Below are 22320 nucleotides of genomic sequence, written 5' to 3'. Positions count from 1 at the left end.
CTGTGCCGGCTCCCCGTCGAGCAGGTAGAGCCGACCGATGGCCTCGGCAGCCAGCATCGCCGGCAAGGCCGCCGGGCTGGCGATGTCCTCCACGATGACGGTGCTCAGGCGCTCGTGGGCAGGCTCCCTCCGTCCGGCGCGCAGCTCGAGTGCTGCGCCGATCGCCCGCGCAGAGAGGAGGATCTGCGGGTGGGTGTCTGGGGATTCCTCGATCCGCGCGAACTGATCAGGCAGTTCCTTCCAGTGACCGGTGAGGAAGTCCAGGAGAGCGATGTCGAACGCGGCGAACAGGCTGGCGCGCTCGAAACGGTTGGCCTCCGCGACGGCACCGACCTCGGCGAGACGGGTGCGCGCCTCCGCATATCTGCCCCAGTCGATGGCGCGCTGAGCCACGTTGAGCAGCCCGCGGGTGACGTCGTACTCCTCCAGGGCCGTCGGAGCGGCGGGCGGAATCAGTGCTGCCGCCTGCCAGCCCGCCTCGTCGCCGAGGTCGAGCAGTCGGAGGGCGCGCTCGATTTGGAGAGCCCGGCGATCTGTCGGTGCGTCCACGAGAGGAATTAACGCCGTGGCGCGCTCGAGCGAGGTTCGGCGTTGGTGGACGGTCCACTCCGGAGGCAGCTCCGGGCGTGCGAGGAACATCATCGCCCGTGCGGCGCTCGCCGGGCTCCCTTCGAGTTCCTCCACGGCGACCTGCAGGTGCTCGTGGGCGGCCCGGAAGTCGGCCGCCTGGAACATCATCCACCCGAGCAGGAGCCGGATCTCGCCGCGATCGGTGGCCGAGAGGTCGGGTTCTGCAACCACCTCGGCCAGGGTGTCGCGAACGGCCAGCTCGAGCCGACCCAGGGACTCGGACCGGTGCACGGTGATCTGGCCGAGTCGTCTTGCCAGTCGGGCGCGCTCGCCCGGCGGGTGTTCGACAGCACCCAGCAGCCGGTGCAGCACCGAGATCGCCGCATGGTCGTCGCCGGCCTCGAGAGCGAGGTCGGCTGCCTGCTCCGCGTGACGGCTCCAGCCGGTGACGTCGCCGCCCTCGAGCAGGTGTCGGCACAACCGCGCGACCGGCGGGTGATCCCGAAGCTCCAGGGTGCTCGCGGCCTTCTCGTTCATCCTGACGCGATCAAGGCCGACGATCGTCTCGCCGATCGCTGTGGCGTCTAGCGAGTGACGTATCGCGAGCAGGCCAGGCGGCACGTCGCGCAGGAGTCCCGCGGCGATCGCTTCGTGGATCGCCGATCCGGTCGCCGTGTCGTCCAGTCCGGCCACGGCGGAGATGAGGTCCACCTCGGCGGGCTCGTTCAGGACTGCCGCTGCCTGCAGTACCCGCTGTGCGGGTGCGCCGAGACGCCCGACCCGTTCCAGGACCGAGTCCCTGATCAAGGGCGGCACCGCAAGGGCCGTGAAGGCTCGCCGAGCCCACCGGCCGTTCTGTCGGACGATGTCGCGTCGGCCGCGCAGCAGGTGAAGGCTCTCCTCGATCGCGAGCGGGACCCCACCGACGTGCTCGTGCACGAAGGTCGCGAACTCCAGGGAGACCTCATCCGTCCGGAGCATCGAACCGATCAGGCGTCGCGTCGCATCGACGTCGAGCGGACCTACTGTGATCCGCTGGTGGCGCACGCCCCCGGCGTGCCGCGAGGTCAGCCGCGGGAGGAGAGAGCCAGGGGGTACGTCGGTGGGGCGATACGTGAGGACGACGGAGAGTTCACACGGGAGGCTGGTCACCGTGAGGAGCCACTCCAGTGTCGCCGAATCGGCCCATTGCGCGTCCTCGATCACCAGCAGCTGGACCTCGAGTTGTTCGATCAGCTCCGTGATCGCGCGAAACAGGCGGTGCCTCGTCTGGTGGGGATCATTCAGCGACTCCAACGGGGGCGGCAGCTCTTCGGCCCATTCCGGGAACAGCGGTCGCAGCGCTCCGCCCAGCCGGCTGAGTCCGAGTCGGCCCAGCCAGCCGTCACGGCCGTCCGCACGCGCCAGCGCTCGCGACAGCCGGCGCACCCCGTCGACGAGCGTACCGAGCGGGAACGGCTCACTGAGCGGTGGGCATGCCGCAAGCAGGGTACGTTGCCGCGCCACGACGTCGACGTCGAGGACCTCGCGGACCAGGCGGCTCTTTCCTATCCCTGGCTCACCTTCGATCAGGACGAGAACCGAGCCGTCGCGGATCGCGTCGACCATCGCATCCCGCAGGTCCGATCGGCCCACGAAAGCCGGCGCCGTCGGGTCGGGAGCCGTGTTCGGGCGAGGCCGCGTGGCTTGATCCGCCGTCCTCACTTCCTCTCTTCGGCAGGTCAGCTGCATCCAGATGAAGAGCCCCAGGTTCCATGCCGCCCCAATGCGGGTTGAACCTGCTCGGTGAGCAGCGTAGTGGGCGCGTCCTCGCACTCGGTCGGGGTTTCATCCCGAGCGAGCCGTACCGCAGCGTCTGGCCAACACACCCACGCCGGAGCGCTTCAAGCCGTGTGCCATGTGGTCAAGGAGTTCGCCGACACGTTCCTGGTTGGCAGGCCCCTGGGCTCACCTTGCAGCCCTCCGCACGTGAGCTGGGCCAAGCTGTTGCGCGTCGAGTGCGATGTGTGATGGCAGGACCGGACCAGTCCTACTGCAATGGGTCCGAACGGTCGGTCAGGCGATCTGCCAGGGCCATCCGCGACGGGGCGCTGAGCTTGCGCATGGCAGCCGCAATCTGCTTCTTCACGGTATTGATGGAGATGCACAACTGATCGGCGATCTCCTGGTTGGTATGTCCGGATGCCGCCAGTCGGGCGACGTCGAGCTCGCGCGGCGACAGGTCTGGACCATAGCCCCTGGTTCCGCCGCGATGGCGTGCAGGCAGGGCGACACCGTGGGTGCGAGCGAGGCCGGCCGCACGGTCGCGATCCCACGAAGCTCCGAGCCCCCGGTAGGTCGCGACGGCGGAGCGCAGGTTGTCGGCTCCATCGCCGATCCCCCCTTCGAGCAGACACCGCGCCGCGTGCTCACGGGCCTGCGCAACCTCGTACGGGGACTGCAACGGCTCGTACAGCTGCGCCGCTGCCGCGAAGTGGTCCGCCGCCTCGTCCCACAGCTTGTCCCCCGCGGCAAGGAACCCGAGGGCGTGCCGCGCTGCGGCGGGCGCCAACGGTGCGTCCAGGCCGCGCAGGTTCTCGGTGAAGCGGCCCACCAGGTCGTGCGCACGGTCCGGCGTCCCGGCCACGGTCAGGGCGTGGACCGTCGCGGGCAGCACCCGGGCAGCCGGGGTCCAGATCGCCGTGGCCTCCAGCTCGGTGATGGTCCGGAGCGCGACGATGACTGCGGTAGCCGCGTCGCCTCGGGAGAGGCACAGGCGGATCATCGCAGCGGCGGGCAGCGGCAGCAGGTCGGCAGTGCCACCGAGCGCGTGCGCCTGGTCGAGTGCAGCAGACAGCAGCGAGTGGGCGTCGTCGAGCTGACCGCGGGCCAGCGCCAGGGACCCCGCGACCGAGAGAACGGTGGTGCGATGGTGGCCCGCATCGCCGAGCTCGGTGGCCAGTTCGCGGAGCTCGTGGTCCTCGAGACCATGCCAGGCGCCCGCGCAGTACTCGACGAGCAACTGGGTCGAGCGCGCGTACATGACCGGCCGGCGGCTCTCGCAGCCGGCCGCGCCAGTGACAGCGGACCGTGCGAGAGCCATGGCCACGTCGTGGTGGCCGGAAAGACAGGCGTCGGCGCTGATTGAGCCGTACGCATCTACCTCACGGCGGCCCCTGGGCTGCCCATCGGTCAGAGTGAGGACCTCGTCGCGAAGCCGCCGCCACGCCGGGTCGCCGACGGTCGTCAGCATCATGGCCGTCTTGCCCAGGAGGAATACCTTCAGCGGTCGGTCGGTGACGTCGGCCATCGCCCGCTGCGCCCGGTCGAGCCACTCCAGATGCTCCGACAGCGCGACACCGGGAACCATGGGAATGCCGAGGTTCACCATGGCCCAGACGCGCAGATCGGGCCGCTCGGCGAGCTCGCCGACGGCCCGGACGAACTGCCGGTACTGCCGCATGTCGGAACCGGTGAGGTACATGAGCATGGCCATCCAGAAGCGCAGCTCACCGCGGACCGAGGTCGGTAGGTCCTCGTCGAGGACGTCGGACAGCAAGGGAACGATCGTTGCCGCACGTGCGGCCTCAAGCGCCGCCCGACCCAGCTTGACCGCTATGCGGCCGCGTGGTGCGGCGTGCACGGCAGCAGTGCGCAGCAAGTCCTCCAGAAGATTGACCGCTTCGTCCTCGTTTCCGAGGCCGATCGCCTGGTCAGCAGCTCGTTCCGCACCGATCACCCACTCGTCCTGCCGCGGAGTGTGGCGCAGGTGGTGAGCGAGCTGGCCGAGCGGCACGGGTTGCATACCCTCCAGCGCAGATGCCGCGCGGCCGTGGAGATCCGAACGCCGGGGGAGGGGGATGGCCTCATAGACCGCCTGTGCCGCCAGCGCGTGGCGGTACCCGACGCGACCGTTGCTCTCGGTCAGGACCCCCGATCGCAGTGCCTCCGCCAACCCGGCCGCCGAGTCGGTCGACGCAGGGACCGCGGCGAGCAGGATCGATACGGGCATCGGCACCTGCAGTGTCGCCGCCGTCTCGAGGACCGCGCGGGCGTCCGCCGACAGGCGGCTCGCCCGCTCGAGGACCGAGTCCCGGATCCCGTGCGGCACACCGAGATCGTCCAGTGCCCGCCGAGCCCAGCCGCTGTCTCGGGGGACGAGGGTGCCGCGGGCGCGCATCAGGGCGAGCAGCTCTTCGATGGCGAACGGTAGCCCCGAGCTCCGTTCGGCGAGGTAGGTCGCGAACTCGCGGGTAACTCGCTCCATGCCGAGGATCGCGGCGGCGAGCTCTCCGGTACGCACCTGATCGAGCTGGCCGAGGGTGACGCGGGACAGGGCGACGCGCTCGGGAAGATGCGCAGTCAGCCCGCGCACGTCGGGCCCCACCTCCTCCGCGCGGTACGTGACGACGACGGTCAGCTCCGGCGGTGGATCGCTGACCAGGTACCGCAGGAAGTCGACCGTCTGCTCGTCGGTCCAGTGGAGGTCCTCCAGCACGAGGACCGCTCGGCCCAGTGCGGCGAGCACGGCGACGAGCCCACGAAACACCCGATGCCGCTCGGCACCCCGGTCGTCGAGCGGATCAGGGGACGGCGGGAGCACGGCGGCGAGCTCGGGAAGCAACGGCCGTAGGGCACCCGCCACCGGCGAAAGGGTCCGACCCGCCAGGTCGCCCCCGGCATGGCGGAGCGCCTCGACGATCGGACCCAAGGGGAACGGCTCGCGGATTGGCCGGCACACCCCCATCAGGAACCGGCAGTCGGCGACCTCTGGCCGACCCCGCAGCTCGGACAACAGTCGGGACTTCCCGATCCCCGCCTCACCTTCGACGCTGGCGACGGACGGCGCCGCCGAAAGCGCGGCGGCAAGCTGGTCGAGCTCGCTGCTCCTGCCGACGAGAGCGGGGGAGACGACGCGGTACGCCGTACGGGCCGGGTCGACGACGGCAGCTGCACCGACCGGACCGTCCATCGTCATCCCTCCTGCCACGGATGCGGCACGTGATGTGGGCTTAGACGCCACCAGATGGTGGCTGGACCCTAGCAGGTGAGACGTACCGCACCGGCGGACCTGGTGCTCGTGGGCGAGCGATGGCCCGCGCTGCTCGCCCAACTTTGGTCCGCGCGGGCCATAGCAAGCCCTGGACGCCTCGCAGGAGCATCACAGGGTGCAGCAGAGCAATCCACCACGCGACGAGCCGAGCGCGCCGGCCTCTCCGGAAAAGGACCTCGACCAGGAGCGTGACCAGCTCGGACACGGGGCAGGGGCCGCGCCACAGCCATCCGACGAGGCCGAAGGTACGGCCGACGCCGAGTGGTTCGAGGTCTGATACCGCCGATCGACGCAGCGGGCCGGCACAGAGGACGAGAGGTCAGCAATGGCAGCACTGGCAGCACGTGGTCCGGCTCGTCGAGCGGCGCGACGCCGGGGGCATCGGCGGCGTTCCATGCGCTCACCGGTCTCCGTCTCGTTGACCGTTCTCGTTGTCGCGATCAGCCTTGTCGCCCCCGGCGCGGCGTCCACGGCTACTGCCGGGCCGGCCGACCCCGGACCCGCCCGACCGAGCACGACGGACGTCGGCCCAGCCGAGATCCGGCCGGGCCTGGCGAAGAAGCTCGAGGCGCGCGGCGTGGCCGACTTCTGGGTTCGGTTCGACGCCACCGCGGACCTGTCGCAGGCGCGGCGGATCCAGGACTGGGACGAGCGTGGCGCTGCCGTGGTCGAGGCCCTGCGACGGACCGCGGAGACGTCGCAGCGCGGCGTGCTCAAGGAGCTGGACGCCGCCGGGGTGGACCACGAGGCGTTCTGGGCCACCAACGCGGTGTTCGTCGAGAACGGGTCGGAGGAGCTCGCGGACTCGCTCGCCGGGTACGCGGCGGTGGACTCGTTGTGGCCGACGCAGAGCTACGGGCCGGTGGAGCCGGTGGCCCAGGCCGACCCGAGCTCGCCGCAGGCGGTGGAATGGGGCATCTCGAACATCCACGCCGACGACGTATGGGCGCAGCTGGGCGTGGACGGCGACGACGTGGTGATCGCGAACATCGACACCGGCGTGCAGTACGACCACCCGGCACTGGTCGACCAGTACCGGGGCAACAACGGGGATGGGACGTTCAGCCACGACTACAACTGGCTGGACACCGCAGACCGCTGTTCCGGCGACGCGCCGTGCGACGCCAACGGGCACGGCACCCACACGATGGGCACGATGCTCGGCTCCGACGGCGGGGACAACAAGATCGGTGTGGCGCCGGGCGCCACCTGGATCACCGCCAACGGCTGCCGCACCTGCTCGCGTGAGGACACCATGGAGGCCGCGCAGTGGATGCTGGCCCCGACGCGCCTGGACGGGACCGACCCGGATCCTGCGAAGCGGCCGAACATCATCAACAACTCCTGGGGCACCACCGTGCCCTCGACCGACCCGTTCATGGACGACGTCGCGGCGGCGTGGGCCGGAGCGGGCATCTTCGGGGTGTGGTCCAACGGCAACAACGGCCCCGTATGCAACACCTCTGGCGCCCCCGGGAGCCGCACCAGCAACTATTCCGTGGGTGCCTACGACGTGAACAACACCGTCGCCGGGTTCTCCTCGCGTGGTTCCGGTCAGGACGGTGGGATCAAGCCGGACATCTCGGCGCCCGGCGTAAACGTCCGGTCCGCGGTCCCCGGGTCGGGATATGCCAGCTACAACGGCACCTCGATGGCAGCGCCGCACGTCGCAGGGGCGATCGCCCTGCTGTGGTCAGCCCAGCCGGAGCTGGTGGGCGACATCGAGGAGACCCGCGTCCTGCTCGACAGCACAGCCGTCGACACCGCGGACGCGCAGTGCGGCGGCACCGCCGCCGACAACAATGTCTACGGCGAGGGCCGGCTCGACGCGCTGGCGATGGCACAGATCGGCGCCAAGCCGGCCGGCGTGCTGAGCGGCGCGGTGACCGACGCGAGCGGCGCCCCCATCGGGCATGCCTCCGTTCACGTGACGGGCGGCCAGGCCGACACCCCGGTGGACCGGACCGTCGCCGTGAGTGCCGACGGCGTCTACGACCTGCGGCTGCCGGTGGGTGACTACGAGGTCACCGCGTCCGCCTTCGGCTTCGAGACCCGGGCGGTGACCGTGACGGTAACTCAGGGGGAGACGGTCAGCCAGGACCTGAGCCTCACCGCCGCCGCCAGCGAGACCGTCACCGGACAGGTGAGCGACGCCTCCGGGCACGGGTGGCCGATGCGGGCCCGGATCAGCGTCAGCGGGCACCCTGAGATCGAGACCTACTCCGACCCCCATTCCGGGAAGTACGAGCTGTCCCTGCCGGAAGGCGCGGCCTACACCCTGGAAGCGACCTCCGCCGACCTCCCGGGGTACGCCGACGCCGAGTTTCCGGCGGATCTCACCGGCGGTGAGGCGATCACCGCAGACATCGGTCTGAGCGTCGACGAGGAAACCTGCACAGCGCCCGGCTACGAGTTTGCCTACGACGGCGCGCATGCCGAGTTCGAGGGTTGGACCGACAGCCCGCTGGACGGATGGACGGTCGAGCAGAACGAGGGGAACCCGCGGACCTGGGAGTTCGACAACCCGGACAGACAGCCCAACCGGACCGGTGGCAGCGGCAACTTCGCCGTCGTCGTCTACGCCAAGACCACCGGGGAGAACTACACCAGTCTGGTCTCCCCGGTGACCGACCTCAGCGAGAACAACGACCCGACGATCGACTTCGACACCGACTTCGTCGGGCTGGGAGACCAGAAGGGAACCGTCGATCTGAGCCTCGACGGCGGCCAGACCTGGAACACCATCTGGGCCAGTCCGGAGGACGCGGAGTTCCAGGGGCACGTCCAGATCCCGATCCCGCGGGCCGCGAACCAGTCCCAGGTCAAGGTCCGGTTCCACCTCGGCTGGGCGACGTACGGCTGGTGGTGGCAGGTGGACGACGTCATCGTGGGCACCCGCACGTGTGAACAGACCTCCGGCGGCCTGGTGGCCGGCGTCGTCCGCGACCACAACACCGGTGACCCCGTCGACGGCGTCACCATCACCGCCGAGAGTGCCACCGCCGCACACCCGACGAGCGCGCCGACACCCGAGGACGAGAACCTCTCCGACGGCTACTACTGGCTCTTCGTCCCCACCGGTACGGAGCGGCTCACCGCGACCTACGGCAACTACACCCCGGCCGGGGCCGAGGTCGACGTGACGGCCGACGGCGTCCACCGGCAGGACTTCGACCTGCGGGCCGGTCACCTGACCATCGACACGACGTCGCTCGACTTCAGTCTGAAGGCCGACGCGGAGGCGACCCAGAAGGTCACCCTGCGCAACGACGGCACCGAGCCGGTGCGCGTCCGGCTGGACGAGTCCGCGGTGGGTGAGCCCACCAGCGCCGCAGCCCCGGCCGGGACGCCGGAAGCTCCGGAGATGAAGGTCCGGACGGCGACCACGGTCGCGGGCACGGCGGTGGAGCAGCCGGCGGCGGGGCATGACGCCATGGTCGACGAGCGGTTCCGGTCCTCTGCCGACGACACCGCGTGGGCCGCGATCGCCGACTACCCCCAGGCTGCGATGGACGCCGCGTCCGCGTGGCACGACGGCAAGCTCTACGTCGCAGGCGGCAGCAGCGGCTACACCAAGTTCGCCGGCTTGAAGGTCTACGACCCTGCCGCCGGGACCTGGTCCGCGCTGGCCAGTCTCCCTGAGCCGTTGAGCGGGGCTGCCGCCCAGTTCGTGGGCGACACCCTCTACGTGGCGGGGGGTTGGAACGCCGCCGCGCAGAGCAGCGCGCACACCTATGCGTACGACCCGGGCGAGAACACGTGGACGCGGGTGGCCGACCTGCCGCGTGGCCTGAGCGCCGCGGGGTCCGCCGTGCTCGACGGCACGCTGTACGTCGTCGGCGGCTGCACCACGAACGAGTGCGACTCGCCCTCGGACGCTGTCCACGCCTACGACCCGCACAGCGACACCTGGAGCGGCGCACCGGCCTACCCGACCCCGGTGGCGTTCACTGCCTGCGGTGGCCTCGGCGGCCAGCTGGTGTGTGCGGGCGGGGTGGATGCCACGACCGACACCGCGCTCGCGGCCACGTACGTGTTCGTCCCCGGGCTCGGCTCGTGGAAGCGGCAGGCCGACCTGCCTGCGACGACATGGGGGGCGTCCTCCGCGGCGGCGAACGGGCAGCTGCAGGTCGTGGGCGGTGTCATCGACGGGGGCCACGTGACGAACCTGAGCTACACCTACGACCCGGCCGCGGATGCCTGGTCGCCGCTGCCGAACGCCCGCACCGCTGCCTACCGCGGTACCGCGAGCTGCGGCCTGTACCGCATCGGCGGAGCCACCGGCGGATTCCGGGCAGTGAGCCTCGGCGAGACCCTTCCGGGGTACGACCTCTGCGAAGACGCCCCGGAAGCCTCGTGGTTGAGCGTGACCCCGACCGAGATCACGCTGGCGCCAGGAAAGCACGTCAAGGTCCGGGTCACCGCCGACGCCGGGAAGCGGATCGCCTCCGGTGACTACACAGCCGCCGTCGCCGTGGCCACCGACACGCCGTGCCCGAACCAGTCAGTCAAGGTGACCCTCCGGGTCAGACAGCCCTGACCAGGGCGGCCCGCACCAGCAGAGCGACTAACCAGCCGGTCACGAGGACAAGAGGTCACCATGCCAGGACACGCTCCGGACCAGCGCACCGTGCGACCCGACCCACCGGCACCGGCCGGCACGCTCAGCCGTCGCCTGCTCGGTCGCTGCGATCGCTGTCGCGCTCAGCGTCGTCGCGCCACTTCGTCCAATGCCGCTGCGGGGGCCGATGGCGACCGCGTAGCTCCGCACCGTGACGGACCGCGGGCCGCACCCTGACGGACGGTCGTACAGCGAGCCACATACACACGATCTGAGGAGCTGGCTGGGATGAGGCAAGTCACACGAGCGGTACTCGCCGCCACTGCGGGCCTGATGGTTGCCGGGTCGGCGGTCTTCACCACCGCACCGGCCAGCGGCGCACAGCTCGGAAAAAGCCAGGCCGCTGGCGGGACCGCCACGATCACCGGGCGGGTCACTGACGGGTCCGGTCACGGCTGGCCGCTGTACGCCAAGATCACCATGGTCGGGGTTACGGACAGCACGCACTACACCCGGCCGGGCACCGGCGAGTACGCCATTGAGCTGCCCGCCGGATCCTCCTACGACCTGACGATCGACCCCGTCTACCCCGGATACCAGACCGTCACCGCGACCGTCGAGCTGGACGCCGACGGCGTCGACCATGACATCGCCGTCCCGGTCGACGAGGCCACCTGCGCCGCGGACGGCTACGAGTTCAGCTACGCCGCCGACTTCGACGACCGGGCACTGCCCGCGGGCTGGTCGGTCGTGGACCACAACGCCAACGGCGTCGGCTGGGTGTTCGACGACCCACGGAACCGAGGCAATCGGACCGGCGGTTCGGGCGGCTACGCCATCGTCGACAGCAACTTCTTCGGGGACGGCAACCGGCCGGACACCCTCCTGGTGTCGCCGGTGGTCGACCTGTCCGGCGTCACCGATCCGGAGATCGGGTTCAACCAGGAGTTCCAGTACCGCAGCGGCGAGATCGGCGACGTCGACCTGAGCCTCGACGGCGGAGCGACGTGGACGAACGTGCTGCGGCAGACCACGGCCAGGGGAGGGCAGCGGACCACCGTCCCGATCCCGCAGGCCGCCGGCCAGACCGACGTTCAGGTGCGGTTCCACTACTACAACGCGAGCTTCGACAAGTGGTGGCAGCTGGACGACATCTCCCTCGGGGAGCGGACCTGCGACCCGGTGGAGGGCGCCTACGTGCTCGGCACCGTCACGGACGCCAACACGGGGGCGGCCCTCGACGACGTGGCGGTGACGATGGGCAGCGTGTCCACGCGGACGGTAGCGACGCCGGACGACGCGGGCCTCGACGACGGATTCTTCTGGATGTTCACCACGACCCCCGGCCCGCAGGCCGTGACGGCTACCGGCGCGAGGGGATACGCGCCCAGCACCCGGCAGCTCGACGTCGACGCTGTGACCCAGGCCGAGTTCGCCCTGCGGGCCGGACAGCTCTCGGTGTCGCCGGGGGGCGTCGAATCGAGCCTCGAGCTCGGTGACCGGACCGCCACCCAGACGGTCAGCGTCACCAACACCGGCACCGCACCGGCGCGCGTCCGGCTCGGCGAGGCCAGCGGCGACTTCGTGATGCAGACGCCGGACGGGCAGACCCAGAGCCTCCAGCAGATCGAGACGTCCGACGGCGCTCCGCTCCAGACCTCGGACGTGCCGGTGACTCTCGCGGCCTTCGCCGACCCGTCCGAGGACCAGGCCTCGGCCGAGCCGACGGCCGCACCGTGGACGGGCATCGCGAACTACCCGCAGGCGATCATGGACAACCGCGTGGTCACGCTGGACGGCACCGTCTACTCGCTCGGAGGTAGCAGCGGCGGGCGGCCCACGGCGAGCGTGTGGATGTACGACCCGGCCACCCTGGCGTGGGAGCAGGCCGCCCCGCTGCCCGCCGCCCGCAGCGCGATGACCGTCGGCGTGGTGGGCGGCAGCATCGTCGCGTCGTCCGGCTGGGCCGCCGGCTCGCTCAGCGGAGCGACCTGGCGGTACGACCCGCTGACCGCCGAATGGACCGGCGGCGCTGCCAACCCGGCCCCGCGCGCGGCCGCGGGCCAGGCAGTGCTCGACGGCAGGCTTTTCGCGGTCGGCGGCTGCACCACCGCCGGCTGCACCCCGACGTCCGACGACGTGGTGGCCTACGACCCGGCGGCCGACCGCTGGGAGACGCTCGCGGACTACCCCCTGCCGGTGGCCTACGCCTCCTGCGGTGCGGTCGAGGGACGAGTGGTCTGCACCGGCGGCAACGACGGTTCGGGCGCCACGCCCGCGACGTACGCGTACGACCCGCAGGACGACGACTGGTCCCGGGTCGCGGACGCACCGGCCGCCAGCTGGGGTGCCGCCTACGCGGTGGCGAACGGTGACCTGACCGTGGTCGGCGGCATCCAGTCGGACCAGATCACCAACGCGGCGTTCGCCTACGACGGCGTCGCGGACGCGTGGCACCCGCTGCCCCACGCCAACAGCATGCGCTACCGGGGCGGCGCGGCCTGCGGCTTCTACAAGATCGGTGGCGCCTGGAGCTCCACCAACGCCGACCGCGTGAACGAGGTGCTCCCCGGGTTCGACGGCTGTGCCGTCGGCGAGGCCGACGTGCCGTGGCTGACCATCGACGGGACCACGGCGGACCTGGAACCCGGCGAGTCGCTGACGCTCGAGGTCACCACCCGTGCGGCGGTCGACCAGCCGGGTACCTACTCAAGCTCGGTGCGGGTGCGGGAGGACACCCCGTACATCGCACCGTCGGTCCCCGTGACGATGACCGTGACACCGCCCCGCTCGTGGGGCGCGCTGACCGGGGTGGTGCGGGGCGTGGCCTGCGACGGCACCGCGGCGCCGCTCGCCGGCGCCACCGTCACCGTCGACGCGCGGTCGACGGGCTGGACGTTCGCGACCGACGAGAACGGCTCGTACGCCTACTGGATGGACCGGCGCCACAGCCCGCTCGAGGTGTACGGCTCGAAGGACGGCTACCGGCCCGAGTGGACCACCGCCGCGATCAAGGGCGGCCAGACGACCACCGTCGGCTTCGACCTGGACGAGGTCGGATGTTGACCGGCCCGGCCCCACGGCCGCACCACGCCGATTCTCCGCACCACGGACGAAAGAGGGTTGTCATGAGTCACGTCGGACGACGGTTCTGGGCCGCCACGACCGGCCTGGTGCTCGCGGTGCTGGCCGGCGTGCCGGCCCAGGTCGCGACGGCCCAGGCCGCGACGGCGCAGGGCACGACGGCGCACGCGGGCACGGTGGCGGGCTCGTCCGTCGCGGTGGACCCGCCGGAGAAGATCCGGCCCGGCCTTGCGACGACGCTGGAGGCCAAGGGCAAGGCGGACTTCTGGGTACGGCTCGACGCCACCGCTGACCTCACACCGGCGAGCCGGATCCGTGACTGGGACGCACGCGGCGAAGCAGTGGTGAAGGCGCTGAAGGCCAACGCCGACCGGTCGCAGCGAGGCCTGGTGGCCCGGCTCGACGCCGCGGGGGTCGACTACGAGTCCTTCTGGGCCACGAATTCGGTCTACGTCGAGGACGGTTCGGCACAGCTCGCCAGGTCGCTCGCCCAGGTGAGCAGCGTGAGCCAGCTCTGGCCGGCGCGCACCTACGGTGAGCTGGAGCCGGTCGACGAAAGTGCCGACAACGCGCCGCAGGCGGTGGAGTGGGGCCTGGCGAACATCAACGCCGACGACGTCTGGTCCGAGCTGGGGGTCGACGGCGACGAGATCGTCATCGCGAACATCGACAGCGGCGTGCAGTACGACCACTCCGCACTGGCTCGCCAGTACCGCGGCGCGAACGTGGACGGCACCGTCAGCCACGACTACAGCTGGCTGGACACCTCCGAGCACTGCCCGGGTAACGCCCCGTGCGACACCAACGGCCACGGCACGCACACGATGGGCACCATGGTCGGTTCGGACGGCGGGGCGAACCAGATCGGCGTCGCGCCCGGTGCCCGGTGGATCACCGCGAACGGCTGTGCCACATGTTCGGACGTGGATCTGGTCGAGGCAGGGCAGTGGATGCTGGCCCCGACCAAGGTGGACGGCACCGCACCGGACTCCTCGATGCGGCCGAACATCATCAACAACTCCTGGGGCAGCCAGACGCCGTCCAACGATCCCTTCCTGGAAGACCTTTCGCAGGCCTGGAGCGCCGCAGGGATCTTCGGCGTGTGGTCCAACGGCAACAACGGACCGGCGTGCGCGACGTCGGGTTCGCCGGGCAGCCGCACCGTGAACTACTCCGTCGGCGCGTACGACAGCAGCAACCAGATTGCCCCCTTCTCCAGCCGGGGTGCCGGGCAGGGCGGGGCGATCAAGCCGGACATCGCCGCACCGGGCGCCTCCGTACGCTCGGCGCTGCCCGGATCGGCCTATGGCATCGCCGACGGCACGTCGATGGCCGCCCCGCACGTCGCCGGTGCGATCGCGCTCCTGTGGTCGGCGGAACCCGCGCTGATCGGCCAGGTGGAGGCCACCCGCCAGCTGCTGGACGGGACGGCCGTCGACGCAGAGGACCTGCAGTGCGGCGGCACCGCCGACGACAACAACGTCTACGGTGAGGGCCGGCTGGACGCCCTGGCGCTCGTGCGGGCCGGCGACGTCGGGCCGTCCGGGGTGCTGACCGGCGCCGTGACCGACGAGGTCACCGGGGACCCGCTCGCGGCCGCGACCGTCCGCGTCGTCGGCGGCGGGGTGGACACCGCCGTGGACGTGGGACCGGACGGCGCCTACACCGTCAACCTGCCGGTCGGCGACTACGAGGCCACCGCGTCAGCCTTCGGCTACGTCCCGCAGACGAGCACGATCATCGTCACCGAGGATGCCACTACCACCCGAGGCTTCGCGCTGGTGGCCGCGCCCTCCTCCACGATCACGGGGCGGGTCACCGACGGCTCCGGGCACGACTGGCCGCTCTACGCGAAGATCACGGTCGCCGACGTCCCGGACGGGGTTTTCTACACCGAACCGGCCACCGGCCGCTACCGCATCGCACTGCCCGCCCACGCGTCCTACCAGCTCACCGTCGAGCCGGTCTACCCCGGGTACGAGCCGGTCGTCCAGACGGTCGACCTCGGTCTCGACGACGTCGCCCGCGACCTGGCGGTACCCGTGGACGTCGAGGCGTGCACGGCGTACGGCTACGACGCCACCTACGAAGGGACGGTCGAGGACTTCGACGCTGGCACGTTGCCCGCGGGCTGGTCGGTCGTCGACCACATCGGCACCGGCGGGGTCTGGCGCTTCGACGACGTACGGCAGCGCGGCAACCACACCGGAGGCGAGGGTGCGTTCGCGAGCATCGACAGCGACTACTACGACTGGGGCAACGACCAGGACTCGTCCCTGGTCACCCCGGTCCTGGACCTCACGGGCTTCGACACCCCGTCCATCGGGTTCCACCAGGACTACAACGACTACCAGGAGGAGTACGCCGACGTCGACCTGAGCCTCGACGGCGGCACGACGTGGACCACGCTCCTGCACCAGACGGCCGACGTCCGCGGCCCCCGGCTGACCACGATCCCGATCCCGCAGGCGGCGAACCGGCCGAACGTGCAGGTGCGCTTCCACTACGCCGAGGCGAACTTCGACTGGCACTGGCAGGTCGACGACGTCTACGTGGGCAACCGTTCCTGCGATCCGGTGATCGACGGCGGCTACATCGTCGGCACCGTGCGGGACGCGAACACCGACGCAGGTCTCGCCGGTGCGCGCATCGTCGTGGACGAGCGGACTGTCAGGTCTGCTGCGACACCGGCCGACCCCGGTCTGGACGACGGGTTCTACTGGGCGTTCAGCGAGACGGTGGGTGCGCAGGACATCGCGGCGTCGGCGGACAGCTACGTGACCCGCACCCAGCAGGTCGACATCGTCGACGGCGTCACCGAGGCGGATCTCTCCCTGGCTGCCGGCCAGCTGAGCGTCGACCCGAACGAGGTCGGGTCGACCCTGACCCTGGGAGATCGGACCGGCACCGACTCCTTCACTGTCACCAACACGGGCACGGCGCCCGCGACGGTCCGGTTCGGCGAGGGCCGATCCGGGTTCGAGCTCCAAGGGGCGGACGGGGAGACGACGAGTCTCGCCCAGATCACCGGTGCCGTCGGTGCGCCGCTGCAGCGGCTCGACGTACCGGTCTCGCTCGCAGCCGGCGGTGAGCCGACCAATGCGCCCGCCGAGAACGGACCTGCCGCGGCCCCGTGGACCACCGTCGCCAGCTACCCGCAGAAGATCATGGACAACGGCGTGGTCACCCTGGACGGCAAGATCTACTCGCTCGGTGGCGGGAGCGGTAGCGGCGTGACCGGGAAGATGTGGAGATACGACCCTGCGACGCTCGCCTGGACCCCTGCTGCATCCTTGCCCGCCGCGCGCAACGCGATGACCGTCGGCGTGGTGAACGGCCAGATCGTGGCGGCCTCGGGGTGGGCAGACGGCGGCCCGAGCCCGCGGACCTGGCTGTACGACCCCGGCTCCGACGCGTGGTCGACCGCCGCGGACAACCCGGCACCCCGCGCCGCAGCAGGCCAGGCAGTGCTGGACGGCCGCCTGTACGCGATCGGCGGCTGCACCTCGTCGGGATGTACCCCGACGTCCCGCACGGTGGTCGCCTACGACCCGGCCACCGATACCTGGGAGTCGCTGGCGGACTATCCGCTCTCGGTGGCGTTCGCCTCCTGCGGCGCGCTGGACGGCCAGGTGGTGTGCACGGGCGGCAGCGACGGTTCCGCGGCGACCCAGCACACGTACTCCTACGCACCCGACGAGGACGCGTGGACTCGGGTGGCCGATGCGCCGACCGACACATGGGCGGCTGGGTACGCCGTGGCGAACGGCCGGCTGATCGTCGCCGGCGGAGTGCAGGGCGGTGCGGTGACGAACGCGGTGCACGCCTACGACCCGGCGAGCTCCTCGTGGAGCGCGCTGCCCAATGCGAACACCGCCCGGTATCGCGGGGGTGCCGCGTGCGGCTTCTACCAGGTCGGGGGTGCCTCGGGCGCTACCAACGCCACCGAGACGAGCGAGATGCTCCCCGGGTTCGGTGAGTGCACTGTGGACGCGTCGGATGTCGAGTGGCTCAAGATCGACCGGACCGGGATGTCCCTGGAGCCGGGCGACTCGGTGACGGTGCAGGTATCCATGCGGTCACAGGTCGAGCAGCCGGGCACCTACACCAGTTCCATCTGGATCCAGGAGGACACGCCCTACGCCAAGCCGGCCATGCCCGTCACGATGAGGGTCACCCCGCCGTCGACGTGGGGAAAGCTGGCCGGGGTGGTCCGGGGCGTCGCCTGCGACGGTGCGGCGACATCGCTCGAGGGCGCCACGGTCGCTGTCAACTCTGACAAGTCGGCGTGGACCTTCGCCACCGGGGTGGACGGGTCGTACGCGTACTGGATGGACCGGCGGAACAACCCGCTGTCCGTCGTCGCCGCCAAGGACGGCTATCGCAGCCAGGGCGCGGCGGCGGCCCTCCGCGGCAAGGTCGAGACCACGGTCAGCTTCGACCTGGAGCAGGTCGGCTGTTGACGGTGCGGGGCGGGCGCCCGGGTTCCCGGCGCCCGCCCCCACGGTGTGACCTGGACACCTCGCCGCCGAAGGATGCGGGATCCAGGCTGACGGACTCACCCCGGGCAGCCATGCCCGCACGGGCGTCCCTGGGCACCCGCCCTGAAGGACGCGCCGAATGACCTGGAGGACGCAATGCCGAGAACCAGTCGACGAATCGTGGCGGCGCTGGCGGTGGTGGTGGCCATGCTGGTCGCGGCGGTGACCGTGCCGGCGCTGGCGATACCCGCCCTGACCAGGGCCCAGGCCTCGGACCCGGAGGGCCCCGCCCGGATCGCCCCCGGCCTGGAGAGGAAGCTGGACGAGCAGGGCACGGCCGACTTCTGGGTGCGCTTCGACGCCGAGGCCGACCTGGCCGCCTCGGCACGGATCGACGACTGGGACGAGCGAGGCCAGGCCGTGGTCGACGCCCTGCGGGAGACCGCGGACCGGTCCCAGCGCGGGGCGGTGGCCCGACTGAGGTCCAGCGGGACGGCGTACGAGACCTTCTGGGCGACCAACGCGGTTCTGGTGCACGACGGCACCCCGGAGCTGGCCGAGGCGATGGCGACCACCAGCGGGGTGAGCGAGCTGCGCGCCCCGCAGTCCTACGGCGGTCCGGAGCCGATCCAGGACACGACGGCCGCAACCCCCCAGACAGTCGAGTGGGGGGTTCAGGACATCCGCGCCGACGAGGTGTGGGACACCGGCGACACCGGTCAGGACATCGTCGTGGCCAACATCGACACGGGAGTGCAGTTCGACCACCCGGCCCTGGTCGAGCAGTACCGCGGGAACAACGGCGACGGCACCTTCACGCACGACTACAACTGGTTCGACGTGACGTCCAACTGTTCGGCGGGGCCATGCGACAACCACGGCCATGGAACCCACACGATGGGCACGATGGTGGGCAGCGACGGCGGCGAGAACCAGATCGGGGTGGCCCCGGGAGCCCGTTGGATCACCGCCAACGGCTGCGACAGCTGCACCGACGCGGACCTGATCCGCGCCGGCGAGTGGATGCTGGCACCCACCCGCACCGACGGCACCGACCCCGACCCGGGCATGCGGCCCCACATCGTCAACAACTCCTGGGGATCGGAGCAACCGTCCAACGACCCGTTCCTCGAGGACGTCTCGGTGGCCTGGAACGCCGCAGGGATCTTCAGCGTCTGGTCCAACGGCAACAGCGGGCCCTCGTGCGCCACGAGCACCTCGCCCGGCAGCCGGACCGTCAACTACTCCGTCGGGGCCTACGGCAGCAGCGGGGGGATCGCCGGCTTCTCGTCCCGAGGATCCGGCGAGGGCGGGGCCATCAAGCCGGACATCAGCGCCCCGGGTGCCGGCGTTCGCTCGGCTCAGCCGGGGTCGGTGTACGGCGAAGCAAGCGGCACCTCGATGGCCGCGCCGCACGTGGCCGGCTCCGTCGCCCTGCTGTGGTCCGCGCACCCCGAACTGGTGGGCGACATCGGCACCACCCGGGCGCTCCTCGACGAGACCGCCAGGGACACCTCGAACCTGCAGTGCGGCGGGACGGCAGAGAACAACAACGTGTTCGGCGAGGGCCGGCTGGACGCGCTGGCGTTGGTACGGGCCGGTCACCAGGGTCCGACCGGCGAGCTCGCCGGCACGGTCACCGACTCCGAGGGCGTGCAGCTGTCGGGTGCGACGGTGCACGTCGTCGGGGGCGAGGGCGACCGTGCCGTGGACCGGGACCTCACCGTGGGCCGCACCGGGGGCTGGTCGCTCACCGTCCCGGCGGGGGAGTACACCGTGACCGCCTCGCGCTACGGCTACGTCGATCAGGCCACCACCCTGACCCTCGCCGAGGACGAGACGGTCACGCACGACTTCGCACTGACTGCCTCGCCCACAGGGGACATCACCGGCACTGTCACCGACGGCAGCGGTCACGGCTGGCCGCTCTACGCCGAGGTCTCCGTCGAGCATCATCCCGAGGCGAGCACCTTCACCGACCCGACCACCGGTGAGTTCGCCGTCGAGCTCCCCGAGGGCTCGTACACGGTTCAGGTCGAACCCGTCTATGCCGGCTACCGCACGTTGACCCAGGAGGTGGACGTCACCGCGGCCGGCGAGGTGATGGACCTGGCGCTGCGGGTGGACGACAACACCTGCACCGCCCCGGGCTACGCCTGGGAGACCGACGGCACGACGACCGATTTCGACGCCGGCCAGCCCGAGGGCTGGACCGTGGTCGACCACAACGGCAGCCGGAGCATGTGGCGCTTCGACGACCCGCGCCGCCACGGCAACCTCACCGGCGGCTCGGGTGGCTTCGCCGTCGCAGACAGCGTCCTCGCCGGCTCCGACACCTCGCTGGTCTCCCCCGTGATGGACCTGTCGGGCCATGACGACCCGGCGGTCCGGTTTCGGGAGGACTTCCGCTACCTCGGTGGCGAGATCGCCGACCTCGATGTGAGCATCGACGGAGGCCAGACCTGGCAGACCGTGCGCAGCCGACAGTCCAGCTCGCGGTCGGCGCAGGTGCGGGTGCCGCTGCCGCAGGCAGCCGGGCAGGACGACGTCCAGATCCGATTCCGCTACCACCGGGCCTCGGTCGTGTACTGGTGGGAGATCGACGACGTCTTCATCGGCGAGGTCGCCTGCGCGCCGAGCGTCGCCGGTGGGTACGTCGTCGGCACCGTCCGCGACGCCAATACCGACGAGCCGGTGATCGGCGCCCAGGTCACCGTCAGCGAGACCACGCACGTCGCCGGCCGGACCCCGGAGGACCCCGAGATCGAGGACGGGTTCTTCTGGGCCTTCGCCCCGTCCAGCACGGCGACCTTCTCCGCGGCGGCTCGGAACTACGCACCGCGTCCCACACCCGTGGAGGTCATCGACGGCGGCGCCGTCTGGCAGGACCTGGCGCTGGACGCCGGGCGGCTGGAGATGACCCCCGAGGTGTCCAGCACCCTCGAGCTGGGCGACGAGCCCGCCACCGAGACCGTCACGATCACCAACACCGGGACGGCTCCCGCGACGTACTCGTTGGGCGAACGCGACCCTGAGGCTCCCGCCGCCGAGAGTGCGCCGCAGGACGCCGCCTGGAGCAGCGCTCCCGCCCTGCCATACGACGTCTGGGACAACGGGGTCGTCGCGCTGGACGGGAAGATCTACTCGATCGGCGGCGCCACGAAGGACGGACCGCTCGTCGGCAGCCGGGTCTACGACCCGGCCGACCGGACCTGGTCGAAGATCGCCGCCCTGCCCGTGGCTACGGCCGGGATGGCAGTCGGCGTCGTCGACGACGTGATCGTCGCCACCGGGGGTGCGCAGCTGGCCGGTGTCAACCCGGACACCTATGTCTACGACCCGGCCGCAGATCGCTGGACGGAACGCGACGGCGCGCCGGTGCCCCGGAACCATGCCGCCAGGGCGGTCCTGGACGACCGGCTCGTGGTGGTCGGCGGCTGCCCGTTCTCCTGCGCCGGGTCCGCCGGGTCCGACGACGTGTTCCGCTATGACCCGGTGGCGGACGAGTGGGACGAGCTGGCGCCGTACCCGGTGCGGGTCTCGTTCCTCTCCTGCGGGGGCTTCGAGGACCGGATCGTCTGCTCCGGCGGCGACGGCGAGGCCCGGGACAGCCTGCACACCTACTCCTACGACCCCCGGACCGACGGCTGGAACCGCGTCGCGGACGCTCCGGAGTGGAGCTACGCCAGCGGCTCCGACGTGGTGGGCGGCCGCCTGGTCATCAGCGGCGGGATGCTCACCGGGTCCAAGGTGACCAACCATGTTTGGACCTACGACCCGGCGCAGGACACCTGGTCGGCGCTGCCGAACATGAGCAAGGCCCGGTACCGCACGGGCGCTGCCTGCGGGTACTACCGGGTGGGTGGCTCCAGCGGGTTCTCGACCACCTACTCCGACGTCGAACAGCTCTCGGGCTACGACGCGTGCACGCCGCCGGTGGAGGACGTGCCGTGGCTCTCCATCGACCCGGTCGGGGAGACGCTGGCGCCGGGCGAGCAGGTCACCGTCGACGTCACGCTCTCCGGCGAGGTCGACCAGCCCGGGGCATACGGCGCGGAGCTCCTGGTCGAGGAGGACACGCCGTACCGGGTGGCGCCGGTGGCGGTCCAGCTCACGGTGGACGCGCGGGCCACGGGCAGCAAGCTCGTGGCGCAGGTGACCGTAGTGGCCTGCGACGGGACCAGCACCGCGGCGGATGATGCCGTCGTCGGTGTCGACGGCGCCCGCGGGGCCTGGACGCTGACCACGACCGACGGTACGGCCGCACGGTGGTTCGACGTCCGCGACGGGGAGCTCATCGCGGCGGCCTCGCTCCCCGGCTACCGTCCCCAAGGTCAGGTCGTGCGGCCGGTCCCCGGCCGGACGGTCACGGCGGCCTTCGAACTGACTGAGCTGGAGTGTGGGCCCTGAGACCAGATCCGGGCCCAGCGACGACCCGCTTGAACTGCGCCACTCGTCGAGGTCACCTCGCGCACGGCGATACACCTGATGCCAGCAGCACGGTACGCCCAGGCCCGGGATAGACGCCGGAGCGAGTCTGTCACTGACCACCGCACGGCCTCGTCGGCCGGTTCTTCCACCAGCACCCGCAG

At 71.1% G+C, this 22320-nt stretch carries 7 protein-coding genes and 1 pseudogene; 6 read left to right on the top strand and 2 right to left on the bottom strand.

Annotated elements, in window-relative coordinates; genetic code table 11:
• Both ABD254_RS20310 and ABD254_RS20305 read right to left on the bottom strand, forming a co-directional pair.
• Positions 1 to 2301: ATP-binding protein (locus ABD254_RS20310; RefSeq protein ID WP_344250678.1), on the bottom strand; the 2301-nt coding region annotated here is incomplete at its 3' end.
• 298 nt (positions 2302 to 2599) lie between these two features.
• Complete coding sequence (locus ABD254_RS20305; RefSeq protein WP_344250677.1) at positions 2600 to 5521, bottom strand: helix-turn-helix transcriptional regulator; 2922 nt, start codon at positions 5519 to 5521, stop codon at positions 2600 to 2602.
• Positions 5522 to 5717: 196 nt separating this feature from the next.
• Here ABD254_RS20305 and ABD254_RS20300 point away from each other — a divergent pair, with 196 nt between their 5' ends.
• The 6 genes and pseudogenes from ABD254_RS20300 to ABD254_RS20280 all read left to right on the top strand — a co-directional run bounded on the left by ABD254_RS20300 (position 5718) and on the right by ABD254_RS20280 (position 22138).
• The gene (locus ABD254_RS20300; protein WP_344250676.1) at positions 5718 to 5879 is read left to right on the top strand and encodes a hypothetical protein; all 162 of its coding nucleotides are present in this window, start codon (positions 5718 to 5720) and stop codon (positions 5877 to 5879) included.
• A gap of 141 nt (positions 5880 to 6020) precedes the next feature.
• Entirely contained in the window at positions 6021 to 10142 is a 4122-nt protein-coding gene (locus ABD254_RS20295; RefSeq protein WP_344250674.1) for a S8 family serine peptidase, read from the top strand.
• A 309-nt stretch (positions 10143 to 10451) separates the two neighbouring features.
• Positions 10452 to 11309, top strand: a pseudogene (locus ABD254_RS21465) (choice-of-anchor J domain-containing protein); the annotation flags it as partial.
• 111 nt (positions 11310 to 11420) lie between these two features.
• A complete protein-coding gene (locus ABD254_RS20290; protein WP_425553901.1) occupies positions 11421 to 13229 on the top strand; it encodes a Kelch repeat-containing protein in 1809 nt (602 codons plus the stop codon).
• Positions 13230 to 13291: 62 nt separating this feature from the next.
• Positions 13292 to 17710 carry a S8 family serine peptidase gene (locus ABD254_RS20285; RefSeq protein WP_344250672.1) on the top strand — a complete coding sequence of 1473 codons (4419 nt, stop codon included), beginning with the start codon at positions 13292 to 13294 and terminating at the stop codon, positions 17708 to 17710.
• Between the two features lie 174 nt (positions 17711 to 17884).
• Complete coding sequence (locus ABD254_RS20280) at positions 17885 to 22138, top strand: S8 family serine peptidase (RefSeq protein WP_344250671.1); 4254 nt, start codon at positions 17885 to 17887, stop codon at positions 22136 to 22138.
• Positions 22139 to 22320: the final 182 nt, after the last annotated feature.

The organism is Isoptericola hypogeus (assembly GCF_039531145.1).
Lineage (GTDB): Bacteria > Actinomycetota > Actinomycetes > Actinomycetales > Cellulomonadaceae > Isoptericola > Isoptericola hypogeus.
The sequence above is the reverse complement of the archived record's forward strand: the minus strand, read 5'-3'. Positions and strand labels throughout refer to the sequence as shown.